Source organism: Stenotrophomonas sp. GD03654 (assembly GCF_029845105.1).
Lineage (GTDB): Bacteria > Pseudomonadota > Gammaproteobacteria > Xanthomonadales > Xanthomonadaceae > Stenotrophomonas > Stenotrophomonas africana.
Genome location: NZ_JAOCLC010000002.1, coordinates 1 through 20,637, shown reverse-complemented (window position 1 = coordinate 20,637; position 20,637 = coordinate 1). Strand labels below are relative to the sequence as shown.

General features: G+C 66.7%; 19 protein-coding genes. 9 read left to right on the top strand and 10 right to left on the bottom strand.

Annotated features, from left to right (window positions below):
• Positions 1-139: 139 nt before the first annotated feature.
• From N5J73_RS01220 to N5J73_RS01205, 4 genes are all read right to left on the bottom strand, one after another.
• Positions 140-1,939, bottom strand: a complete 1,800-nt coding sequence (locus N5J73_RS01220; protein WP_049445085.1) for a DUF885 domain-containing protein — start codon at positions 1,937-1,939, stop codon at positions 140-142.
• Between the two features lie 237 nt (positions 1,940-2,176).
• A complete protein-coding gene (locus N5J73_RS01215) occupies positions 2,177-2,692 on the bottom strand; it encodes a cytochrome c oxidase assembly factor Coa1 family protein (protein ID WP_049445087.1) in 516 nt (171 codons plus the stop codon).
• Between the two features lie 25 nt (positions 2,693-2,717).
• The gene (locus N5J73_RS01210; RefSeq protein ID WP_049445089.1) at positions 2,718-4,943 is read right to left on the bottom strand and encodes a S9 family peptidase; all 2,226 of its coding nucleotides are present in this window, start codon (positions 4,941-4,943) and stop codon (positions 2,718-2,720) included.
• Positions 4,944-5,093: 150 nt separating this feature from the next.
• Positions 5,094-5,783 carry a glutathione binding-like protein gene (locus N5J73_RS01205; RefSeq protein ID WP_049445091.1) on the bottom strand — a complete coding sequence of 230 codons (690 nt, stop codon included), beginning with the start codon at positions 5,781-5,783 and terminating at the stop codon, positions 5,094-5,096.
• 112 nt (positions 5,784-5,895) lie between these two features.
• Here N5J73_RS01205 and N5J73_RS01200 point away from each other — a divergent pair, with 112 nt between their 5' ends.
• Both N5J73_RS01200 and N5J73_RS01195 read left to right on the top strand, forming a co-directional pair.
• A complete protein-coding gene (locus N5J73_RS01200) occupies positions 5,896-6,516 on the top strand; it encodes a TIGR00645 family protein (RefSeq protein ID WP_012481561.1) in 621 nt (206 codons plus the stop codon).
• 202 nt (positions 6,517-6,718) lie between these two features.
• A complete protein-coding gene (locus tag N5J73_RS01195; protein WP_049445093.1) occupies positions 6,719-7,723 on the top strand; it encodes an energy transducer TonB in 1,005 nt (334 codons plus the stop codon).
• An 82-nt stretch (positions 7,724-7,805) separates the two neighbouring features.
• Here the strand turns inward: N5J73_RS01195 and N5J73_RS01190 are convergent, their stop codons facing one another.
• Positions 7,806-8,060: a hypothetical protein gene (locus N5J73_RS01190; RefSeq protein ID WP_049445097.1), complete on the bottom strand. Its 255-nt coding sequence runs from the start codon at positions 8,058-8,060 to the stop codon at positions 7,806-7,808.
• A gap of 77 nt (positions 8,061-8,137) precedes the next feature.
• On the opposite strand from N5J73_RS01190, the gene N5J73_RS01185 reads away from it, so the two are divergent.
• Positions 8,138-8,935 carry a helix-turn-helix transcriptional regulator gene (locus N5J73_RS01185; RefSeq protein ID WP_049445100.1) on the top strand — a complete coding sequence of 266 codons (798 nt, stop codon included), beginning with the start codon at positions 8,138-8,140 and terminating at the stop codon, positions 8,933-8,935.
• Between the two features lie 100 nt (positions 8,936-9,035).
• On the top strand, positions 9,036-9,746 hold the full coding sequence (locus tag N5J73_RS01180) for a transposase (protein WP_049445103.1): 711 nt from the start codon (positions 9,036-9,038) through the stop codon (positions 9,744-9,746).
• 25 nt (positions 9,747-9,771) lie between these two features.
• On the opposite strand, the gene N5J73_RS01175 is transcribed toward N5J73_RS01180, so the two are convergent.
• The 4 genes from N5J73_RS01175 to N5J73_RS01160 all read right to left on the bottom strand — a co-directional run bounded on the left by N5J73_RS01175 (position 9,772) and on the right by N5J73_RS01160 (position 14,493).
• Complete coding sequence (locus tag N5J73_RS01175; RefSeq protein ID WP_049445106.1) at positions 9,772-10,956, bottom strand: ABC transporter permease; 1,185 nt, start codon at positions 10,954-10,956, stop codon at positions 9,772-9,774.
• Entirely contained in the window at positions 10,953-11,699 is a 747-nt protein-coding gene (locus N5J73_RS01170) for an ATP-binding cassette domain-containing protein (RefSeq protein ID WP_049445108.1), read from the bottom strand. Before N5J73_RS01170 ends, N5J73_RS01175 begins: the two co-directional genes overlap by 4 nt.
• Positions 11,696-13,222, bottom strand: coding sequence for an alpha/beta fold hydrolase (locus N5J73_RS01165; RefSeq protein ID WP_049445111.1), 1,527 nt, complete (start codon positions 13,220-13,222; stop codon positions 11,696-11,698). The genes N5J73_RS01170 and N5J73_RS01165 overlap by 4 nt, the downstream gene beginning before the upstream one ends.
• A gap of 68 nt (positions 13,223-13,290) precedes the next feature.
• The gene (locus N5J73_RS01160) at positions 13,291-14,493 is read right to left on the bottom strand and encodes a GGDEF domain-containing protein (protein ID WP_049445113.1); all 1,203 of its coding nucleotides are present in this window, start codon (positions 14,491-14,493) and stop codon (positions 13,291-13,293) included.
• A gap of 154 nt (positions 14,494-14,647) precedes the next feature.
• On the opposite strand from N5J73_RS01160, the gene N5J73_RS01155 reads away from it, so the two are divergent.
• The 3 genes from N5J73_RS01155 (at position 14,648) to N5J73_RS01145 (ending at position 17,858) form a co-directional block, all read left to right on the top strand.
• The gene (locus tag N5J73_RS01155; RefSeq protein ID WP_049445117.1) at positions 14,648-15,133 is read left to right on the top strand and encodes a DUF1203 domain-containing protein; all 486 of its coding nucleotides are present in this window, start codon (positions 14,648-14,650) and stop codon (positions 15,131-15,133) included.
• A gap of 232 nt (positions 15,134-15,365) precedes the next feature.
• A complete protein-coding gene (locus tag N5J73_RS01150; RefSeq protein WP_049445120.1) occupies positions 15,366-16,538 on the top strand; it encodes a lytic polysaccharide monooxygenase in 1,173 nt (390 codons plus the stop codon).
• Between the two features lie 159 nt (positions 16,539-16,697).
• Positions 16,698-17,858 carry a lytic polysaccharide monooxygenase gene (locus N5J73_RS01145; protein ID WP_049445125.1) on the top strand — a complete coding sequence of 387 codons (1,161 nt, stop codon included), beginning with the start codon at positions 16,698-16,700 and terminating at the stop codon, positions 17,856-17,858.
• A 75-nt stretch (positions 17,859-17,933) separates the two neighbouring features.
• Here N5J73_RS01145 and N5J73_RS01140 read toward each other — a convergent pair whose 3' ends face one another.
• The gene (locus tag N5J73_RS01140) at positions 17,934-18,683 is read right to left on the bottom strand and encodes a ferredoxin--NADP reductase (protein WP_080354817.1); all 750 of its coding nucleotides are present in this window, start codon (positions 18,681-18,683) and stop codon (positions 17,934-17,936) included.
• An 84-nt stretch (positions 18,684-18,767) separates the two neighbouring features.
• On the opposite strand from N5J73_RS01140, the gene N5J73_RS01135 reads away from it, so the two are divergent.
• Entirely contained in the window at positions 18,768-19,736 is a 969-nt protein-coding gene (locus N5J73_RS01135; protein WP_005411567.1) for an ABC transporter ATP-binding protein, read from the top strand.
• Complete coding sequence (locus tag N5J73_RS01130) at positions 19,733-20,524, top strand: ABC transporter permease (protein WP_010482250.1); 792 nt, start codon at positions 19,733-19,735, stop codon at positions 20,522-20,524. Before N5J73_RS01135 ends, N5J73_RS01130 begins: the two co-directional genes overlap by 4 nt.
• Positions 20,525-20,637: the final 113 nt, after the last annotated feature.

Sequence of the window (20,637 nt, the reverse complement as noted above, 5' to 3'; positions counted from 1 at the left end):
TGGCCGGCACATCCCTGCAACAGCCAACACATCGCTCTGGTGGGTGCCAACCTTGGTTGGCACGAACCCACAGCGCCGACCAAGGTCGGCATCTACCAACACCGGTTGCCGGCCAGCGGCCGGCATTACCCGGTGATGCTCAGCGCCTGTACTTCGGCACGAACACCTTGTTCACCGCGTCGGCCAGCTGGTCCGGCGGCAGCAGGCCCTGGTCGAGCAGGAAGTTGTTGAAGGCCAGGCGGTCGAACTTCGCACCCAGCGCCAGCTCGGTCTGCATGCGCAGTTCGAGGATGCGGGTGTAGCCATAGAAGTAGCTGCCCGCCTGGCCGGGCATGCGCACCATGTAGCGGTCCAGTTCCTGGGTGGCCATCGCCTTGGACAGGCCGACCTGCTCCATCAGCACGCGCTCGCCATTGGCGCGGTCGGTGAGGCCGAGGTTGAGCATCGGGTCCAGCATCGCGCGCGCGGCCCGCAGCAGGCGGAACTGCAGGGCGATCATCTGCCCGTCCAGCGGCTCGTACGGCACCATCTCGGCCTCGGCATACAGCGCCCAGCCTTCCACGTTCACCGAATTGAACGCGAACATGGTGCGTGCCAGCGAGATGCCACGCTCGACCATGGCGGTGAACTGCAGCTCGTGGCCGGGGCGGCCTTCATGCGCGCTCAGCGTCCACGCCGCCGCACCGAAGTTGAAATCGTCGTACTGTGCGCCCGGGCCCGCCGCCGGGTTGCCCAGCGGCAGCACGAAGGTGCCCTGCTGCCCGGTGTTGTTGACCAGCGGCGCCGGCAGGAAATGCGGGGCCGGGCTGGCTGCACTCTCGGCAGCCGAACCTAGGCGCATCTGCATGGCGCGCTTGGGCACGTCGACGATGGCGTGCTCGCGGATCAGCGGGTCGATCGCATCGATCACCTTGCGGTAGTGGCCTTCCAGATGATCGTCGGCAATCTTGTCGGCCTTCAGTGCGCGGATCACCGCCACCGGGTCGCTCGGGTCGGCCACCTTCAGGCCCTTGTCCTTCACCACCAGCGGTGCCAGCTGCTGCATCGCCGAGCGGGTTTCCATGAACTCCAGCTGCGCGCGCTGCATCAGCAGCTTCGGGTCGATGTCGATGCCGACCTGCTTGAGCTGGTAGGCGTACAGCGGCGCCGGCAGGCGTGCGTCGGCGCGCGCCTTCGGCAGCACGGTGGTGCGCGTCCAGCTGGCGTAGTCCTTCATCTGCCCGGCCAGTGCCTTCATCGCCTCATCGGCGCCGGCGATCTGGTACTTCTTCAGCAGCGACTCGATGCCGGTGATGTAGGTCTCGACGTTGTCCAGCGACTGCTGCACTTCGATCTTCGTCGGCTGCAGCAGGCTGCTGTCCTTCAGGCGTTCTTCGTAGCGCTGGCGGGCCAGCGTGGTGAAGGCGGTGCCGCCCTGCTGCAGGCCCGCATAGGCCTTGAGGCGGTCGAGCGCCTTGGCCCGGCGCTCGGCCGGCACCTGGTCGGACAGCAGCAGGTTGAGGCCGCTGAACACGGTCTGCGGCGCATCGCTCCACGGCAGCAGGTACTTCTCGTTGAGCTCGCTGCCTTCGATGTTCTGGCTGGCGGCGTGAATCATGATCTCAAGGTCCTGGCGGACATTGGGATCCTTCTCGGTGGCCAGCTTCGCCTTCAGTTCGTCGCGGGCCTTGGCCATCGCAGCGCGGTAGCGCTTGCCGTTGTCCGGACCGAGGTCAGCCACCTTGTCGTCGTAGCCGGGCACGCCGAAGAAGCCGGTCTCTTCCGGCTGGAACGGCCCCTGCGCATCCAGCAGGATCTGCGCCAGCGCATTGCTGCGGGCGACCCAGGCCGGGCTGGCCGGTGTGGCAGCCTTCGCAGCCGGCGCGGCCAGGGCCGGCGGGGCGGACAGCAGCGGGGCGGCAGTCAGGGCCAGGGCAACGGCGAGCGCAATCGGCTTCATGGGACACTCCAGCAAAGGGTTGCCCGCACCCTACGCGCTCACGGCGATGGCGACAATCGGCGGGAAGTCATGGCGGGCTGGTTGTGCAGCCGGGGCTCCGCGGAAGCCTGCCGGCGTAGAGTCGACTGTCAGTCGACTATCGCGCGCAGCGCGGAGGTTTCGCTATCTGATCGAAGAGCAGTCAACTGACAGTCGACTCTACCCAGCCGACGTCCCGCAGTCGCCTGCCCGCGGAGGTCACAACGCGGCGGTCAGCGGGCATTCGCCGCGTTCGCGGCAGGCCTGCAGCTCGCACTCCTGCGCGGCTTCATCATCATCCAGCGCCGTCAGGTCGAAGGTCTGCTTGTTCTCGCCCAGCACGTACATCACCGGGTAATCCCAAACGTCGTCACTGCGGGTGCCCTTCACGAACAGCCGACCGTGCGCGTGCGGACCCTCCAGGGCCACGGTCAGGCCGACATCGCGCTGGCCGTTGATCGCGGTCTGCATGCTGCCCAGTGGCATCGATTCAATATGCAGCGGCTCGCCGAAGGCTTCCACCAGTTCGATGCTGCAGCCCGCGCGACGCAGCGCTTCGCGCATCGGCGGGCTCTCGCGTGCCGCCTCGCTCCAGCGCAACACGCTCCAGGTCACCACGCCACCTGCACCGCCCAGCACCAGCACCACCGTCAACGGCATCGCCCAGCGCCAATGACGGCACCACCAACCGGCTGGCGTCTGTCGGTGGGCGGGAATCGGGGGTGGCAGGGTCATCGGCGGGCTCCTTCCCGGCTGCGGATCAGGGTTTCAGGCAACGTCCCAGGAAGGCTTCGGCCACGCGGTAGCGATGCAGGGCATCGGCGCCGGACAGGCCATGCTTGGCACCCGGGTAGGTCATCAACTCGAACGGCTGCGCACGCTTCTGCAACGCGCTCATCAGGCTGGTTGAATTGGTGAACAGCACGTTGTCGTCGGCCATGCCGTGGATCAGCAGCAGCGGCGAGCGCAGGCCGTCGATATGGGTCAGCACGCGCGCTTCGCGGTAACCCGCTTCATTGCGCGCCGGCAGATCCATGTAGCGTTCGGTGTAGTGGCTGTCGTACAGGCCCCAGTCGGTGACCGGCGCACCGGCCACGCCACAGGCGTACTGGTTCGAGGCCTTGGCCAGCAGCATCAGGGTCATGTAGCCACCGTTGGACCAGCCCTGCACACCGATGCGCGCCGGGTCCACCCACGGTTGCTGCTTCAGCCAGGTCACGCCGCGCAGCTGGTCGGTCACTTCCACCGTGCCCTGCTTGCCGTACAACGCGCCACCGAAGTCGCGGCCACGTCGCGGGGTGCCACGGTTGTCCAGCGAGAACACCACGTAGCCCTGCTGGGCCAGGTACTGGTTGAACAGGTGGTCACCACGGCCGGGCCAGCTGTTGGTAACGGTCTGGCTGGCCGGACCGCCGTAGACGTACACGGCCACCGGGTAGCGCTTGGACGGATCGAAGCCGGCCGGCTTGATCAGGCTGTAGTTCAGCGGAGTCTTGCCATCGGCAGCCATCAACGTGCCGAACTCGACCGGGCGCTGCGCATCGCGGTAGCGCGCATACGGATGCTTGGGATCGGCCAGGTCGTTCTCGAGCAGGGTGGCGATCTTCTCGCCATTGGCGCGGAACAGTTCGATCTGCGGCGGCGTGGTGCTGTTGGACCAGCTGTCCACATAGACGCTTGCATTGCGGGCGAAGCTGGCGCTGTGCATGCCCGGTGCCTTCGACAGGCGCTGCGGCTCACCGCCCTGCAGCGATACCGCGTAGATCTGGCTTTCGCGCGAGGTCTCGATGCCAGCGCGGAAGTAGGCCTTGCCGGCCTTTTCATCGACCGCCAGCAGCTCGTCCACCGGCCAGTTGCCATGGGTCAACGCGGTGGTCTTGCCCTTGCTGTCGATGCGGTACAGGTGCTGGAAGCCGGTGCGCTCGGATGACCACAGCACGCTGCCGTCTTCAAGGAAGCGCAGGCTGTTGTGCAGCGGCACCCAGGTCGGGCTGGTCTCGTGGGCGAGCACGCGCTGGCGGTTGGAATCGAGCGCCACTTCCACCAGGTCCAGCTGCCTCTGGTCGCGCGACTGGCGCTGGAAGCTCAGGTGCTGCGCATCGCGCCAATCGACGCGGGCCAGATAGATGTCCTGTTCCTTGCCGAGGTCGACCCAACGCGGCTGCGCATCGGCGGCCGGTGCGATCACGCCCAGCTGCACGCGCACGTTGGCATCGCCGGCGGCCGGGTAACGCTGTTCGATCACGTCGGTGCGGTCTGCATAGACCTCGTAGCGCTTCTGCACCGGTACCGGGGATTCGTCGATGCGGGCAAAGGCAATCGCCGAATCGTCCGGCGCCCACCAGTAACCGGTGTGGCGATCCATTTCCTCGTCGGCGACGAACTCGGCCACGCCGTTGCCGATGGTGGTGCTGCCGTCGCGGGTCAGCTGCAGCTGCTGGCCACTGGCCAGGTCGATCACCCACAGGTTGCGGCCGCGGATGAAGCTGACGAAGCCGCCCTTGGGCGACAGCTTGGCGTCGGTGGCGAAGCCTTCACCGTGGGTCAGCTGGCGTACTGCGGCCTGGCCCTGCTGCTTGAGGTCGTACAGGTACAGCTCGCCGCCCAACGGGAACAGCAGGCGCTGCGCGTCCGGCGACCACTGGTAATCGACGATGCCGGTCATCGCGGCGATGCGCTGGCGTTCGCGGCGTGCCTTTTCCTCATCGCTGAGGGTCTCGGTGCCGGGCAGCACTACCTTGGAATCGACCAGCAGGCGGGTCTGACCGCTGCCGATGTCGTAGGTCCACAGGTCCAGCTGGTTGCGGTCGCTGTCCTTGCCGCGCAGGAAACTGACCTGCGAACCGTCCGGCGCCACCTTCGGCTTCATCAGGGTCGGGCCGGACAACGGCAGCGGGCCGGTGATGGCTTCCAGGGTCAGCTTTTCAGCGTGGGCGGCGGTTGTGGTGGCGAGCATGAGGGCGAGCGAAGCGAACAGGTGGCGCATGGAGGATCCCGGCAAACGGCAGGTCCACCCCGGCTCGGGGCACGGGGTGGTCGTTCCCCATCCTAACCAAGCCCGTGCAGGAAGGCAGCATGACCTTCTGCCCATACGCGGTGCCGACCGACGGTCGGCACCCATCTTCAGCTGCCCGGGTCAACGCTGGCCGAACAGGTGCCTGCGCTCTTCGTCGCTGAGCGGCTTGCCGGCGTTCGGGTTCACCTGCTGGCGCAGGGCATACGCGCGCTGGGTGGCCGGGCGCGCGGCAATCGTCTCGTGCCAGCGCTTGAGGTTCGGGAAGGCGGCGAAGTCCACCGGCAGCTTGTCGTAGGCCCCGACCCACGGGTAGCTGGCCATGTCGGCGATGGTGTATTCGTCACCGGCCAGGAAGGCATGCTGGGCCAGTCGCTTGTCCATCACGCCGTGCAGGCGGCGCACTTCGTTGTCGTAGCGCTCGATGGCGTACGGGATCTTCTCCGGCGCGTAGACGTTGAAGTGGCCCATCTGGCCGCTCATGGGACCTAGGCCCGCCATCTGCCAGAACAGCCATTCCAGCGTGGTGACGCGGCCGCGCGGGTCGCTGGGCAGGAACTGGCCGGTCTTTTCGGCCAGGTACAGCAGGATCGCGCCGGACTCGAACACGCTCTGCGAGGCGCCGCCATCGGCCGGGGCATGGTCGACGATGGCCGGCATCTTGTTGTTGGGGGAGATGGCGAGGAATTCCGGCTTGAACTGGTCGCCCGAGCCGATGTTGACCGGGTGGATGCGGTAGTCCAGGCCGGTTTCCTCCAGCAGCAGGGTCACTTTGTGGCCGTTCGGGGTGGGCCAGTAATACAGGTCGATCATGGCGTCGGCTCGAGGTGCGGAAAGGAACCTGAAGTCTAGTGCGTGAGTTGGGTTGGCACCGTCATGGCGGGCCGGTAACCTCGCCTCTCCCCCGCAACGCAGCATCCCTCGCATGAGTGCAAACCGCCCGCCGCTCTCCCCCTTGTCCACGCTGATCTTCGCCTCGCGCTGGCTGCAGCTGCCGCTGTACCTGGGCCTGATCGTGGCGCAGTGCGTCTATGTGTTCCTGTTCGGCAAGGAACTGTGGCACCTGATCTCGCATTCGGTGTCGATGGGCGAGCAGCAGATCATGCTGATCGTGCTGGGCCTGATCGACGTGGTGATGATCTCCAACCTGCTGGTGATGGTGATCGTCGGTGGCTACGAAACCTTCGTCTCGCGCCTGCGCCTGGAAGGCCACCCGGACCAGCCGGAATGGCTGAGCCACGTCAATGCCAGCGTGCTGAAGGTGAAGCTGGCGATGGCGATCATCGGCATCTCCTCGATCCACCTGCTGAAGACCTTCATCGCCAGCGGTGCGCTGGGCGGTATTCCGCTGTGCACGCCGGAGCAGATGAGCGTGGCCGCGGCCAACATCGGTGTCGCTCGCTGCTCGATGCTGACCCAGGACGGCGTGCTGTGGCAGACCATCATCCACTGCGTGTTCATCCTGTCGGCGATCGGCATTGCCTGGACCGACAAGCTGATGTCCAACAGCCACAGCAGATCGCACGACAAGGCGCACGACCACTGAGGTCGGCGCCACCAGCGGCTTGACCGCCGCTGCGCCGTCCCGGCCCCTGCCCCTTGTACGCGGCGGTGGCCGGGATGCTAGATTGCACCCTCGCCGTTGCCGGCGGTGGCGTCGGGAAACGTCACCCTGCCGTGCCCGGACCGCAGGTCCCGGCCATGCATATCAATGATTTACGTCACGTCGTCTTCTAGAGGGGAGCAGGATGTCGCACGTCTCAACGATCACCGCAGCGCGCCGGTGGCTGCCCGTTGCCCTGGCACTGGCACTGGCCGCCTGCTCGGGCAAGGAAGAAACCGCAGCACCGGCCCCGGCCGCCGCACCCACCGCCGCTGCACCGGCCGCACCGGTGGTCGCCGCCAAGGTGCAGTCGATGGGCACCGAGCAGCTGCGTGAGTCGGCCAGCCAGGCCCTGCGCGAGAACCGCATGTACGCGCCGGCCGGCGACAACGCCATCGAGTACTACCTCGCCCTGCGCGACAAGACCCCGGACGATGCCTCGGTGAAGAGCGCGCTGACCGACCTGCTGCCCTACACCCTGATCGCCGCCGAACAGCACCTGGGCCGCGAGGACTACACCGAAGCGCAGCGCCTGGTGGCACTGATCGAGAAGGTGGATGCCTCCGCGCCGGCGCTGCCGCGCCTGAAGGATGGCCTGGCCAAGGGCGTGCAGAACGCGGCCAAGCGCACCGAAGCCGAAGCCGAGAAGGCGAAGAAGGACGCCGAGGACCGCAGCAAGCAGCAGACCGAGCAGCAGCGCCTGACCGAGCAGCGCGCCAAGGAAGCCGACGCCGCCAAGCAGATTGCCGCGCAGCAGGATGCCGCGCGCCGCGACAACGAGCGCCAGGAGGCCGAGCGCCAGGCCGCCGCCCGTCGTGAGGCCGAGCAGAAGCAGCAGCAGGCCGCCGCGCAGCAGGCCAGCGCCGCACGCCAGGCCGCCGCACCCGCAGCGCCCACCCTGCGCCCGGTCAGCACACCGGCGCCGCGCTATCCGGGCGAAGCCCTGCGTTCGGGAACCTCCGGCGAAGTACTGGTGGAGATCACCGTCGGCACTGACGGCTCGGTGGTGAACGCTCGCGTGCTGCGCGCGACGCCGGGACGCGTGTTCGACCGTGAAGCCCTGAACGCGGTCAAGCGCTGGCGCTTCGAGCCGGTCAGCGCGCCGGTGACCACCCGCCGTACGCTGGTGTTCGCGCCGGGCAACAACTGAACGAAAAAGGGGACGGAGGGGATTAAGTCGTTTCTGCCCCTGCAATGACGCCAAGGCCCGGCATGTCCGGGCCTTGTCCGTTTCAGGCCGCTCCATCGATCAGGCGTTGCAGTGCCGGATCACGCGCTGTCAGCACCTGGAACAGACCCAACGCATGCAGGCCCGGCAGCAGCGCACGCAGGTCGGCTTCGGCAGTGGCGCGCGTGGCGGGATCGCTGGCCGGATCCTGCCAGTCACGAACGCTGGCGAGGAAAGCACCCACACTGCCCTTGCGCACGGTGAGGCCGTTCACCTGCACGTCGTTCTGATGGTCGGGAAGAATGTCCTGTGGCTGCATGGGGAAGCGCTCCGTTGAGGTGGGCTCCAGTTTCGGGGCACGGACGCGACGCTTCTGCCGTATAACTGCCAATGGATATGGCAGATCAGACAACTCCTCCATTGCTCGACCCCGCGTTGGCCGATGCCGCCGACGGGCCGGTGGTGCTGGCGGCCCGGCTGCACCAGCTCGGCAAGCGTCGCACGGCCCGCCACCGGCATGCCCGTGGGCAGCTGCTGGGTGCGCATCAGGGGCTGCTGCGGATCGCCGCCGACGACCTGCACTGGCTGCTGCCCGCAGGTCACGTCGCCTGGATACCGCCATTGCTACCCCACGCACTGCTGGGCGCAGACGGGTTCGATGGCTGGAGCCTGTACTTCAACGCCGAGGCCTGCCTGGGTCTGCCCACCACACCGCGCATTTTCCAGCCCGATGCACTGCTGCAGGCGGCAACAACACGTGCGCTGCGGTGGCCCCACCCGCCACTGGATGCTGCGCAGGCACGACTGGCCGGTGTGATCGCCGATGAGATTGCCGCCAGCACGCCCCTGCCGCTTGCCCTGCCACAACCGCGTGACCGGCGACTGCAGAAGATCGCTTCGGTGCTGGTGCGTTGGCCGGACGACCTGCGCGGTGTCGAGGCGTGGGCGGCCACCAGCGGGCTGTCCAGCCGCAGTCTCGCCCGCCGTTGGCAGGCCGAAACAGGCATGACCTTGAGCCAGTGGCGGCAACGCCTACGCGTACTGCTGGCACTGCCACGCCTGCTGGCGGGTGAGCCGGTGATCAGCGTCGCCCTGTCGATGGGCTACGAGACGCCCAGTTCCTTCATCAACGTGTTCAAGCGTGAGATGGGAGTGACGCCTGCGCGGTATGGAAAAGGGGACGGAGGGGATTAAGTCGCTTCTGCCCTACCCCACACCTTCTCGCGGCATCACCTGATGTCCACCGCAGCCACGTTGGCGGCAGGCTGGTGGTTCCTTGAATCCCTGAACTCCCATGCCTCGACAAGCACGCCTGATGTTGGCCGGCCAGCCGTACCACGTGACCCAGCGCGGTGTGAACAAGGGGGCGATCTTCGTTGACGATATCGACCGCCAGCTGTTTCTGCACCTGTTGCACAGTGCGTTTCTGAAGCATCAGGTCGCGCTACATGCCTACGTATTGATGAGCAATCACGTCCATCTGTTGGCCACACCTTCCACGGGTGTGGGCCTAGCCAATGCGATGCGGATGCAGGGCAACAACTACGTCCAGGCCTTCAATCAGCGACATGGGCGCAGCGGACCGCTCTGGCAGGGCCGCTTCCATTCTTCAATGGTGGACAGCGACGCCTATCTGCTCAGCGTCTATCGCTACATCGAACTCAATCCGGTTCGTGCAGGGATGACAGCCGGCCCGGAAGATCACCCATGGTCGAGCGTGCACGGAAACCTGCAGCGACGGCACGATCCGATGCTGACAGAGCACCCTGCGTTTCAGGCACTGGCCGCGAGCAAGCGACAGCGGGCGACGCTCTATGGGCAGTTCCTGCGGGATCTGAATGCGTCCGCTGACCTGCAGGCAATCCGTGCTCACAGTGCTGCGCAGCATCCATTGGGAAGTACATCGTACCTGCGGATGGTGGAGCAGACACTTGGACGACCTGCGATGCTGCGCAAGCGGGGGCGCCCGCGCAAAGAGGGGACGGGAGGGCTGGAAACGACTTAATCCCCTCCGTCCCCTTTTTTGCATGTCAGCCAGAGATGGCCAGACGCTCGTTGTGATAACGGCGCACGGCGGCGAACCACAGCACGGCGGCCAGGCCGAGGCTGGCGCCGAGGTAGATGGCCCAGACCGCCGGTGTGATGGTCTCGTGGCGGATCACCTTCAGCAGCATCTGGTTCTGCGACAGGAACGGCACGGCGTACTGCCACAGCTGGCTCTTCACCGGGTAGGCAATCAGCGCATAGCCCGGCAGCATCGGCAGCAGCATCAACCAGGTCATGTGGCTCTGCGCTTCCTTCATGCTCTTGGCGGCTGCGGCCAGGAAGGTCAGCAGCGAGGTGCCGATCAGCAGCATCGGCAGCATCACCAGCAGCATCTGCACCATCGCCATGATGTTCATGTTGAGCTGGCGGCCGATGTTGCCGGGGGCGATCTGCGCGCTCACCTTGAACGCGGCCAGGGTCAACAGCAGCGACGCAAAGCCGACCATGCAGGCGGCGGCGATCTTGCCGCTGACAATGGCGCTGCGCGACCCCGGCGTGGCCAGCAGCGGCTCCAGCGACTGCCGCTCACGCTCGCCGGCGGTGGTGTCCATCACCAGGTAGGCACCCCCGAGGAACGAGGTGAGGGTCAGCAGGATCGGCAACAACGCCGACAGCATCAGGCCACGCTTGGCTTCGGCACTGGCCATGTCCTGGCTGGCCACGTCCAGTGGCCGTGCGACCTGGGCGTCGATGCCCCGCGCCATCAGCCGCAGCGCCCCCACCTGCCCGTTGTATGTGGCCAACGCCGCCTGCAGGCGCGCAGTGGGCACCTCGGCGGCGCGTCGTGTGCTGTCACTGATCACCTCCACCAGCGCCGGCTTGCCATCGGCCCAGTCCCTGCCGAAGTCCGGGCTGATGCGCAGCGCCACGTCGATGTCCTGCGAACGGATGGCCTCGGCCAGGTCCTTCGGCGCAGCAGCGGCATTCAGGCCCTGGGCAGCCAGGAAGCGCACCAGGTTCGGCGCATGTTCGGCGCCGATGGTGGAAATCTGCAGCGGCTGCTCGATCTGCGTGCGCACGCGGCTTTCGGACAGCTTGCCCATGCCCAGGATCAGCAGCGGATACAGCAGCGGCCCGAACAGCAGGGTCAGCGCCAGCGTACGGCGGTCGCGCGACAGGTCACGCAGCTCCTTGCGCATCACCGTCATCAGGGTCGACATCATGCTCATGCGTGCAGGCCCTCTTCGCTGCCGATCAGTTTCACGAACGCATCCTCCAGGTTGGATTCGCCGGACTGCGTGCGCAGCTCATCGGCGCTGCCGGCGGCCATCACCGTGCCTTTGGCGATGATCACGATGTGATCGCACAGCGCGGCCACCTCCTGCATGATGTGGCTGGACAGGATCACGCAGCGGCCTTCTTCGCGCAGACCCAGCAGGAAGCGGCGCAGTGCGCGCGTGGTCATCACGTCCAGGCCGTTGGTCGGTTCATCGAGAATGACGTTGCGCGGGTCGTGCACCAGCGCGCGGGCAATCGCGGTCTTGGTGCGCTGGCCCTGCGAGAAGCCATCGGTCTGGCGGTCGAGGATGTCACCCATGTCCAGCGCGTGCGACAGCACCTCGATGCGCTCTCGGATGCGCTCGGCCGAAAGTCCATGCAGTTCGCCGAAGTAAGCGATGTTCTCGCGCGCGGTCAGGCGCTTGTAGACGCCACGCGCATCGGGCAGCACGCCGAGATGGCGACGCACTTCCACCGGATTGCGCGCAGCGTCCACACCATCGACGCTGATGCTGCCCTGGTCGGGCGTCATCAGCGTGTACAGCATGCGCATGGTGGTGGTCTTGCCGGCGCCATTGGGCCCCAGCAGACCGGTGATGCGACCATCCTCGGCGCGGAAGCCAACGTTGGCGACCGCCTGGATGCGGCCCGTGCGGGTGTCGAAGGCCTTGTGCAGGTTGTCGGCGACGATCATGGTTCCCATCCGTTGAACGAGGTGAACGCCGGCACGTAGCTCAGCGTGTCCAGGCAGCCGGCATCCAGCGCCCTGGCATCGGTCGTGTCGATGAACTGGCCGAGCAGGCGCGGCATGCAACCGGCGGTCAGCGTGCCGTGGCCCTGGCCACGGGCGACCAGCGCGCGTCCATTGGGCAGGCCCTTGAGGACCTGCTCGGCATAGCGCGGCGGGGTCACCGGGTCCAGTTCACCAGACAACAGCAGCGCCGGTACGTCACTGCGCAGCGGCACGGCATTGGCTGCCGGTGCCGGCCGGTGCGGCCATGCCGGGCAGGCGGCAAAGAAGGAACTTGCCACGTCGTTGCCGAACAGGCGCCCGGGGTCCTCGGCCGGCGCCTGGTAGCGCGGCGCATCTTCGCTGCAGATCACCGACCAATGCATGCCACGGTTGATCTGGAAATCCATGCTGCGGTTCGCACCGCGCGCCAGCGAGGCGAGCGGTGCGTAGCGGCCGTGCGCGGCTTCATCAAGAACCAGCGGCAGCAATGAGGCGTATTGGGGTACATAGGAAAACGCAAAAGCCAGGCCCACAACGCTGTCCGGTGTCAGCACATCCTTCCGGGTGTCGTAGGTGCCGGGATCGCGATACTCGACCGGAACCGGTGCACGGCGCAGGGTCTCGACCACGCTGCGCAGCTGCGCACGGGTATCGGTCGGGAAGCGCTTGCTGCAGGCAGCGTCCTTGCGGCACTGCGCCGACTGCAGGGCGATCGCGTCTTCGAACGTCCTGGCGAAATCGCCGCCCACCACCAGCTCATTCGGCACCACGCCATCGATGACGATGCTGCGGGTGTGCTGTGGATAGGTACCCGCATAGCGCTGGGCCACGCGGGTACCGTAGGACGCACCGATCAGATTGACCCGGTCCACGCCCAAGGCCTGGCGGACCGCGTCCAGGTCGGCAATGGCTTCGGTGGTGGTGTAGAAGCGTGCGTCCGCACGTCCCTGCAGGGAAGCCGCGCATCGCTGGGCATAGTCGCGCAGCAAGGCCTCGGAGGGCGCCGCGTCCTCGTCCATCGGCAGTTCCTTTCCGTCCGCGCCGAGGCAGCTGAGCGGGTTGGAGCCGCCGGTGCCGCGCTGGTCGACCAGGAAGATGTCCCGCTGCTTGCGCACCTGGCGCAGCGCGGTATCGACAATGACGGCCACTTCGCTGGCGGCCTGGCCGGGGCCACCGGCCAGGAAGAACACCGGGTCGGGCTGGCTGGAGCCGCTGCTGCCCGACTCCAGCCAGGCGATGCGCAGGCCGATGCGCCGGCCAGCGGGCTGGGCCCGGTCCTCCGGCACCTGCAGGGTGGCGCACTGCGCTTCCACGTTGGCATTGGCACCTACCGTGGACAGCGTGCAGGGCTGGAAGTCGATCGTGCCGAAACGGCGGCTGGGTGCATCGCTGGCGCCTTCGGCGCCGGGTGACGGTGACTGGCTGCAACCGGCAAGCATCAGGCTGGCCAACACTGCGGCCAACGCGAGGTGGTGTCTTTGCATCGTGCTCGTTTCCCCTGGAGGACGTTCCTGGCAACCACGACGGGCTGCCGCGGAAGATGTGACTCAACTTACACGGGCACGGCGTCGTCGGCGATGGGCAGACGCGAAATCTCCGCCGGCGTGGCGCAGGCCAGGCGATCGCGGCCCGCGGCCTTGGCCCGGTACAGCGCCGCGTCCGCCGCTGCCAGCAGCGTGGACAGCTCGCCCTGGCCGTCGTCCATCGCCAGGCCGATGCTGGCAGTGAACGTCACCGGCCCGGTGGCCAGCCGCGCCGGGTTCTGCTGCAGGGCGGTACGGATCGTCGCAGCCCGCGCCATCGCTTCAGCCTGCGTGCTTCCGGCCAGCACCAGCACGAACTCCTCGCCACCATAGCGGCCCAGCAACGTGTCACGGCCCTGCAAACCGTGCTGCAGCACCGCAGCGAAGTGGCGCAGTACCTCGTCTCCGGCCAGATGGCCCCAGCGGTCGTTGATCTGCTTGAAGTGATCGACGTCGATCAGCAGCAGGGCCAGTGGCCGGCCCTGCCGGCGCAGCCGCTGCAACTGCACCTGGCCATCGGCCAGCACCGCGCTGCGGTTGAGCAGCCCGGTCAGGCCGTCTGTGCGCGCCGCACGCCGCAGATCGACCAGCATGCGTTCGACCAGCAGCAGCACCATCGCAAAGCATCGCGCCAGTTCCAGCATCACACCGGCAATGTAGGTGACGAACATCGGCGTGCCGGTGCGCATGATGTCCTCACCGGCATCGGGTGCCACCGGCAGGAACAGGCGCACCGCGTACAGGGCCGCCTCGGCCAGGAACACCACCGCCGCCAGACGGCAGCTGGTGCGCTGCTGCACGGGGGCATGCCGCAGCAGCAGCCACGCGATCCAGCCATCAACCAGCAGCGTGAACACACTGAACACCTGCAGGCGCACGCCCAGGTCCGGCCACAGCACCAGGAAGGCGAAGATGCAGGCCATGAACACGGCTGCCATCAGCAACGGCCGCCACAGCGGCAGCGGTTGTTCCAGATGCAGCGCCACGCCACGCAGCATCAGCAGCGCGCAGCCGGCCATCGCCGCATTCCCGGCCAGTATGGCCGGCGCCAACGGCAGGTAGGGTCGCAGCGCCAGCAGGGTCACGCCCAGGGTCAGCAGCCACAGGCTTGCGGTCCACAGGCGCAGCACCGGTTGCCCGCGCAACACCACCAGCAACAACGAGAACCCCACGGCAATGCCGATGCAGAGCAGGAAGCCAAGCACGGTGAGGGTGGGGAAATCCAGGGACATGCGACGCTCATCGGCTGGGGCGGCGCGCGCATCTTAGCGCCTTGTGCTGCGGTTCCCGTGGCGCTGCCTGGCCCGATGAAGATGCGGGGTCCGAAAACGGCGAGCACGGCGGCCGGCGCATGCGCAGAATCCTCGGAAAACCAAGGAGACGCCCATGCATGCGTGGTACCTCGGTGGCATCGACCACCGCCCGTTCCTGCACCTGTTCGAGAAGAGCGACACCGCGCTGGCCGCGCTGGGCATCCAGCGTCGCTGGGCCGGCGAAACAGGAGGACACCCCTGCCGGGTCAGCCTGAGCGATCCACCCAGTGGCAGCGAGCTGCTGCTGTTGTCCCATGTGCACCTGCCCCTGCACTCGCCGTATCACGCCTCGGGCCCGATCTTCGTACAGCGTGGCGTGACCCGTTGCGTGCTGCCGCCAGGCGAGGTGCCCCCGTATGTGCAGCGCCGGATGATCTCGTTGCGCGCCTATGACCAGGCTGCATTGATGCTGGCCGCCGAGATCAGTGCAGGCACGGATGTCGGCGCTCGGCTGGACGCGCTGTTTGCCGACCCTGCCGTGGCCTTCGTGCAGCTGCACAACGCGGCCCACGGCTGCTTCTCATGCCAGGCGGATCGCGTCGGCATGGCGCCGACATAGCCGGATCTCCACGACGTGATCGTTGCCACGCCGAACACGTGATCGCCAGCGCATCCGTTCAGTCCCACGTGAAGCCCGCGGGAAGGGCTTCACACCCACAGTCACGGATCAGCATTTCCATGGTTCCGCACCCGGCATCGCAACTCGATACTCGCCATGGTGCCGCCGAAAGTCCGCCGCGCAGCGCAACTCTGCGGTCACCGCTCTCTTTCGACGACCACAAGGAAGCGCCATGTCATTCCAATCCACACCGCTGCTGCTGGCTACTTCATTGGCCGCCGCTGGCCTGTTGCTGGCCGGCGATGCTTTTGCCCACGGCACCATGACCACGCCGGTCAGCCGCGTCTATGCCTGTTTCCAGGGCAATCCCGAGAACCCGACGAACCCGGCCTGTGCAGCCGCCAAGGCTGTCGGCGGATCGCAGGCGTTCTACGACTGGAACGGCATCAACCAGGCCAATGCCAACGGCAACCACCAGGCCGTGGTGCCCGACGGCAAGCTGTGCAGCGGCAACAACCCGACCTTCCGCGGCCTGGACGTGAACCGCAGTGACTGGCAGACCACGCCGATCCAGGCCGATGCCAATGGCAAGTTCACCTTCGTGTTCAAGGCGACCGCGCCGCACGCCACGCGCGACTGGCGCTTCTTCGTCACCCGCGACGGCTGGCAACCAGGCAGCCCGTTGCGTTGGGCCGACCTGCAGGAGTTCTGCACGCTGGGCAATACACCGCTCTCTGCCGATGGCACCTACAAGCTGCAGTGCACGCTGCCGCAGCGCACCGGCCAGCATGTGATCTACAACACCTGGCAGCGCTCAGATTCGACCGAAGCGTTCTACACCTGCATGGACGTACGCTTTGAAGGCGGCGGCGGTGGTACGACGCCGGCACCGCAATGGCAGGATGCCGGCCCGATCACCGCCCGCGGTGAATTGCCGGTGGGTACGACGCTGGCACTGCGCGTGTTCAATGCCAACGGCAACGATGTCGAACGTGTGGAAGCGACGCTGGCCAGCGGCCAGACCTCGGCCGCGCAGTGGCCCTTGGCGCTGGCGCGCAAGGTCAATGCCAGTGCCCAGCATGCGCGCGTGGGCGTGCTTGCCAATGGCGTGATCACGCCGTCGGCGTCGGCCACCGACAATCGCGTGTACTTGAAGGACGGCAACCGCTTCCAGCTCGACACCAAGGTGCCGGACCCGGGTACGCCATCGCCGGGCGGTGATTTCGACCACGTGTACCCGACGGGCATCGGCAGCTATGTGCCGGGCCAGACCGTGGTGAAGAGCAGCGACGGCAAGCTGTATGCCTGCCGCCCGTTCCCGGAAGGTGCGTGGTGCAACGTCAATGCCGAGGCGTACCGCCCGGGTGTGGGTGCGGCCTGGCGCGATGCGTGGGTGCCGTATTGAGATGCCATGCCGGGAACGGCGGAAGAACGCCGTTCCCGGCACAGTGTGAGTTTCATCTCAGCAAGGCAAACGCACTTTCCCCTTTCAAACTATTCCTATGGCGATAGGGGGGCACGTTCCGAAACTCCGAGGGGTTCCATCACCCTCAGGAGATTCTCCATGCATTTGTCCCGGCGAGCCGTCCTCGCACTCTCCGTTGTCGCAGGCGTAGCCGTTTCTGGCGGTGCTTTCGCACACGGCACTCTGTCCAAGCCGTCCAGCCGCGTCTATGCCTGTTACCAGGGCAACCCCGAGAACCCGACCAATCCGGCGTGTGCCGCCGCCAAGGCCATCGGTGGCGCACAGCCGTTCTATGACTGGGCCGGCGTCAACCAGGCCAACGCCAACGGCAACCATCAAGCGGTGGTTCCAGATGGCGAGCTGTGCAGCGGCGGCAACAGCAAGTACCGCGGCCTCGATCTGAACCGCAGTGACTGGCCGACCTCGCCGATCCGCGCCGATTCGCGCGGGCGCTACACCTTCGAGTTCAAGTCGCCGGCCCCGCATGCCACCCGCGAGTGGAAGTTCTACGTCACCCGAGACGGTTGGCAGCCGGGCAGCCCGCTGCGCTGGGCCGACCTGCAGGAATTCTGCACGCTGGGCAACGTGCCGGTCTCCGGCGACGTCTACAAGCTGGATTGCCCGCTGCCCAAGCGCAGTGGCCAGCACGTGATCTACAACACCTGGCAGCGCTCGGATTCCGGTGAGGCGTTCTACACCTGCGCGGACGTGCGCTTCGAAGGCGGTGGTGGCATCGAACCGCCGCCGCAGTGGCAGGATGCCGGCCCGGTCACCGCCCGCGGTGCATTGGAAGAAGGCACTACCCTGACGCTGCGCGTGTTCAACGCCCAGGGCAATGATCTGGAGCGCCCGGAGATCACCCTGGCCGCAGGTCAGACCGCTGCGAACCAGTGGCCGCTGGCGCTGGCCCGCAAGGTCAACGCCAGTGCACAGCAGGCGCGCGTGGGCGTGATGAAGAACGGCGTGATCACGCCGGTCGCCTCGGCCACCGAGAACCGTGTCTACCTGAAGCCGGGCAACCTGTTCCAGATCGATACCCGCCTGCCGGATCCGGTCGATCCGCCGCCGGGTGACGACTACGACTTCGTGTATCCGGCGGGTATCGGCAGCTACGCGCCGGGCGAAACCGTGGTCAAGGGCACCGACGGCAAGCTCTACGCCTGCCGCCCGTTCCCGGAGGGTGCATGGTGCAACGTCAACGCCGAACCCTATCGCCCGGGCACCGGCTCCGCCTGGCGCGACGCCTGGATCGCGTACTGAGGCAGGCGACCGGGGGCGGCGTGATGCCGCCTCTGGTTCTTGGAGTTGCCGGCCAGCGGCCGGCACTACCCGGGCCTACTTGCTGCTGACGTACTTCTCGCGGCGGATCTGCGGGTTGCCCAGGCCGGCAGCCTTCAGCAGGTCGGCACAGGCATCGACCATGTCCGGGTTGCCGCACAGGTAGGCGATGTCGGTGGCCGGGTCCGGCGTGAAGCCGGCCAGCGCCTGCTGCACGTAGCCGTGCTGTACGTCCGGGTGCGGATCAGCCGGCAACTCGCGCGACAGGCACGGAACATAGCGGAAGTTCGGGTGCTTTTCGGCGAAGCTGTAGAAATCTTCGCTGTACAGCAGCTCGCCCGGGCTGCGCGCGCCCTGCAGCAGCACGATCTGCACACCGCGTTCGGCCATGGCCTTTTCCAGCAGCGGCAGCATCGAGCGGTACGGGGTAACGCCGGTACCGGTGGCGATCAGCAGGTAACGCGCATTGTGATCACCGGGGTTCAGGCAGAACCGGCCATAGGGGCCGGACGCACTGATCTGGCCGCCCTGCTCCAGCGCCTCGAACAGGGCCGTGGCGGCGCCGCCGGGCACGAAACTGACCGCGATATCCACCGCCTCGCCCGGGCCCAGCGCGTGGTCGTGAATGGTCGCCAGCGAGTAGCTGCGCTTGGTTTCGGTGCCGTCGGCGTAGCTGAAATGGACCTGGATGAACTGGCCGGGCTGGAAATCCAGCGGCTGTCCATCGTCACGCACGAACTGGTAGTGGCCGACGGTCGGGGCCAGCATGCGGCAGCCGACCAGCTTGAGGGGGAATTGAACAGGCACGACTTTTCGGGACAGTGTGTAGCCGGGGCAAGCCCTCGGGGTCTTCTATAATAGCCCCTCCCCGCCCCTCTCCAGCGCCAGCCCATGGGCGCGAAGGCTTCGAGCTTGGCATCCCAGAACGATACGGCGCCCGCCCTGCGCGTGCGCGACCTGCGCAAGACCTACGACAACGGCACCCAGGCCCTGAAGGGGGTTTCCCTGGAAGTGGCCCCGGGCGACTTCTTCGCCCTTCTCGGCCCCAACGGCGCCGGCAAGTCGACCCTGATCGGCATCATCAGCTCCCTGGTCAACCTCAGCGAGGGCCAGGTCGAAGTGTTCGGCAGCGACCTGGTGCGCAACCGCAGCGCCACCATGCGCCTGATCGGGCTGGTGCCTCAGGAAATCAACTTCAACCTGTTCGAGAAGCCCTTCGACATCCTGGTGAACTACGCCGGCTTCTATGGCGTACCGCGCGAGGAAGCCGAGCAGCGCGCCGAAGAGGAACTGAAGCGCGCGCACCTGTGGGAAAAGGCACAGGTGATGAGCCGCACGCTGTCCGGCGGCATGAAGCGGCGGCTGATGATCGCCCGCGCGATGATGACCCGCCCGCGCCTGCTGATCCTGGACGAGCCGACCGCCGGCGTGGACATCGAAATCCGCCGCGACATGTGGCGCGTGCTGAAGGAGATCAATGCCGCAGGCACCACGATCATCCTTACCACGCACTACCTGGAAGAAGCCGAGTACCTGTGCCGCCACCTGGCGATCATCAACCATGGCCAGATCGTCGAGCAGGGGCCGATGCGCACCCTGCTGGCCAAGCTGGACGTGGAGGGCTTCCTGCTGGACATCGACGGTGACCTGCCGGCGCAGCTGCCGGTGATCGAAGGTGCGACGCTGACCGCGCCGGACCCGCACACGCTGGACATCGACATGCCGCGCGCAATGGACCTCAACCGCGTGTTCGCCACGCTCAACGAGGCCGGTATCCGCGTGCGTTCGATGCGTACCAAGAGCAACCGCCTGGAGGAGCTGTTCGTGCGCCTCACCGGCAACCTGGAGAAGCCTGCATGAGCACCACCGAGCTGACCGACGGCCAGCGCAACCGCGTCGCACTGATGACCATCGTGCGCCGCGAAGTCGCCCGCATCATGCGCATCTGGGGCCAGACCCTGGTGCCGCCAGCGATCACCATGACCCTGTACTTCCTGATCTTCGGTAACCTGATCGGGTCGCGCGTGGGGGACATGGGCGGCTACACCTACATGCAGTTCATCGTGCCGGGCCTGGTGATGATGAGCGTGATCCAGAACAGCTACGGCAACATCAGTTCCTCGTTCTTTGGCGCCAAGTTCGGCCGTCACGTGGAAGAACTGCTGGTCAGTCCGATGCCGAACTGGGTGATCCTGTGGGGCTACGTGGCCGGCGCCGTGCTGCGCGGCCTGATGGTGGGCGTGATCGTGCTGATCATCGCGATGTTCTTCACCCCGGTGCGCATCCCGCACCCGCTGGTGATGCTGACGACGGTGATCCTGGGCGCGACGATCTTCTCGCTGGCCGGCTTCATCAACGCGGTGTATGCGAAGAAGTTCGACGACGTGGCGATCGTGCCGACCTTCATCCTGACCCCGCTGACCTACCTGGGTGGCGTGTTCTATTCGGTGAAGCTGCTGCCGGGCTGGGCCGAAGCGGCCACGCATGCGAATCCGATCTTCTACATGGTCAATGCGTTCCGCTATGGCCTGCTGGGCAGCAGTGACGTACCGCTGCCGGTGGCCTACGGCCTGATGATCGGATTCGTGGTGGTGCTGACGGCGCTGGCGCTGTGGCTGCTGCGTCGCGGCGTGGGCATGCGCAGCTGAGGGTGGCCTGCAGGGCCTGCAGCCCTGCACCCGCCGAATCAACGTCAACGTCAACGTCAACTTCAACGGCAAAAGCTGACTATCCGCGGGATGGCGGGGTGGGTCCGGTTGCG

What these genes read in the sequence shown, in the direction of transcription:
- N5J73_RS01220 (WP_049445085.1), bottom strand. Translation starts at nt 1,939, where the DNA reads ATGAAGCCGATTGCGCTCGCCGTTGCCCTGGCCCTGACTGCCGCCCCG.
- N5J73_RS01215 (WP_049445087.1), bottom strand. Translation starts at nt 2,692, where the DNA reads ATGACCCTGCCACCCCCGATTCCCGCCCACCGACAGACGCCAGCCGGT.
- N5J73_RS01210 (WP_049445089.1), bottom strand. Translation starts at nt 4,943, where the DNA reads ATGCGCCACCTGTTCGCTTCGCTCGCCCTCATGCTCGCCACCACAACC.
- N5J73_RS01205 (WP_049445091.1), bottom strand. Translation starts at nt 5,783, where the DNA reads ATGATCGACCTGTATTACTGGCCCACCCCGAACGGCCACAAAGTGACC.
- N5J73_RS01200 (WP_012481561.1), top strand. Translation starts at nt 5,896, where the DNA reads ATGAGTGCAAACCGCCCGCCGCTCTCCCCCTTGTCCACGCTGATCTTC.
- N5J73_RS01195 (WP_049445093.1), top strand. Translation starts at nt 6,719, where the DNA reads ATGTCGCACGTCTCAACGATCACCGCAGCGCGCCGGTGGCTGCCCGTT.
- N5J73_RS01190 (WP_049445097.1), bottom strand. Translation starts at nt 8,060, where the DNA reads ATGCAGCCACAGGACATTCTTCCCGACCATCAGAACGACGTGCAGGTG.
- N5J73_RS01185 (WP_049445100.1), top strand. Translation starts at nt 8,138, where the DNA reads ATGGCAGATCAGACAACTCCTCCATTGCTCGACCCCGCGTTGGCCGAT.
- N5J73_RS01180 (WP_049445103.1), top strand. Translation starts at nt 9,036, where the DNA reads ATGCCTCGACAAGCACGCCTGATGTTGGCCGGCCAGCCGTACCACGTG.
- N5J73_RS01175 (WP_049445106.1), bottom strand. Translation starts at nt 10,956, where the DNA reads ATGAGCATGATGTCGACCCTGATGACGGTGATGCGCAAGGAGCTGCGT.
- N5J73_RS01170 (WP_049445108.1), bottom strand. Translation starts at nt 11,699, where the DNA reads ATGATCGTCGCCGACAACCTGCACAAGGCCTTCGACACCCGCACGGGC.
- N5J73_RS01165 (WP_049445111.1), bottom strand. Translation starts at nt 13,222, where the DNA reads ATGCAAAGACACCACCTCGCGTTGGCCGCAGTGTTGGCCAGCCTGATG.
- N5J73_RS01160 (WP_049445113.1), bottom strand. Translation starts at nt 14,493, where the DNA reads ATGTCCCTGGATTTCCCCACCCTCACCGTGCTTGGCTTCCTGCTCTGC.
- N5J73_RS01155 (WP_049445117.1), top strand. Translation starts at nt 14,648, where the DNA reads ATGCATGCGTGGTACCTCGGTGGCATCGACCACCGCCCGTTCCTGCAC.
- N5J73_RS01150 (WP_049445120.1), top strand. Translation starts at nt 15,366, where the DNA reads ATGTCATTCCAATCCACACCGCTGCTGCTGGCTACTTCATTGGCCGCC.
- N5J73_RS01145 (WP_049445125.1), top strand. Translation starts at nt 16,698, where the DNA reads ATGCATTTGTCCCGGCGAGCCGTCCTCGCACTCTCCGTTGTCGCAGGC.
- N5J73_RS01135 (WP_005411567.1), top strand. Translation starts at nt 18,768, where the DNA reads ATGGGCGCGAAGGCTTCGAGCTTGGCATCCCAGAACGATACGGCGCCC.
- N5J73_RS01130 (WP_010482250.1), top strand. Translation starts at nt 19,733, where the DNA reads ATGAGCACCACCGAGCTGACCGACGGCCAGCGCAACCGCGTCGCACTG.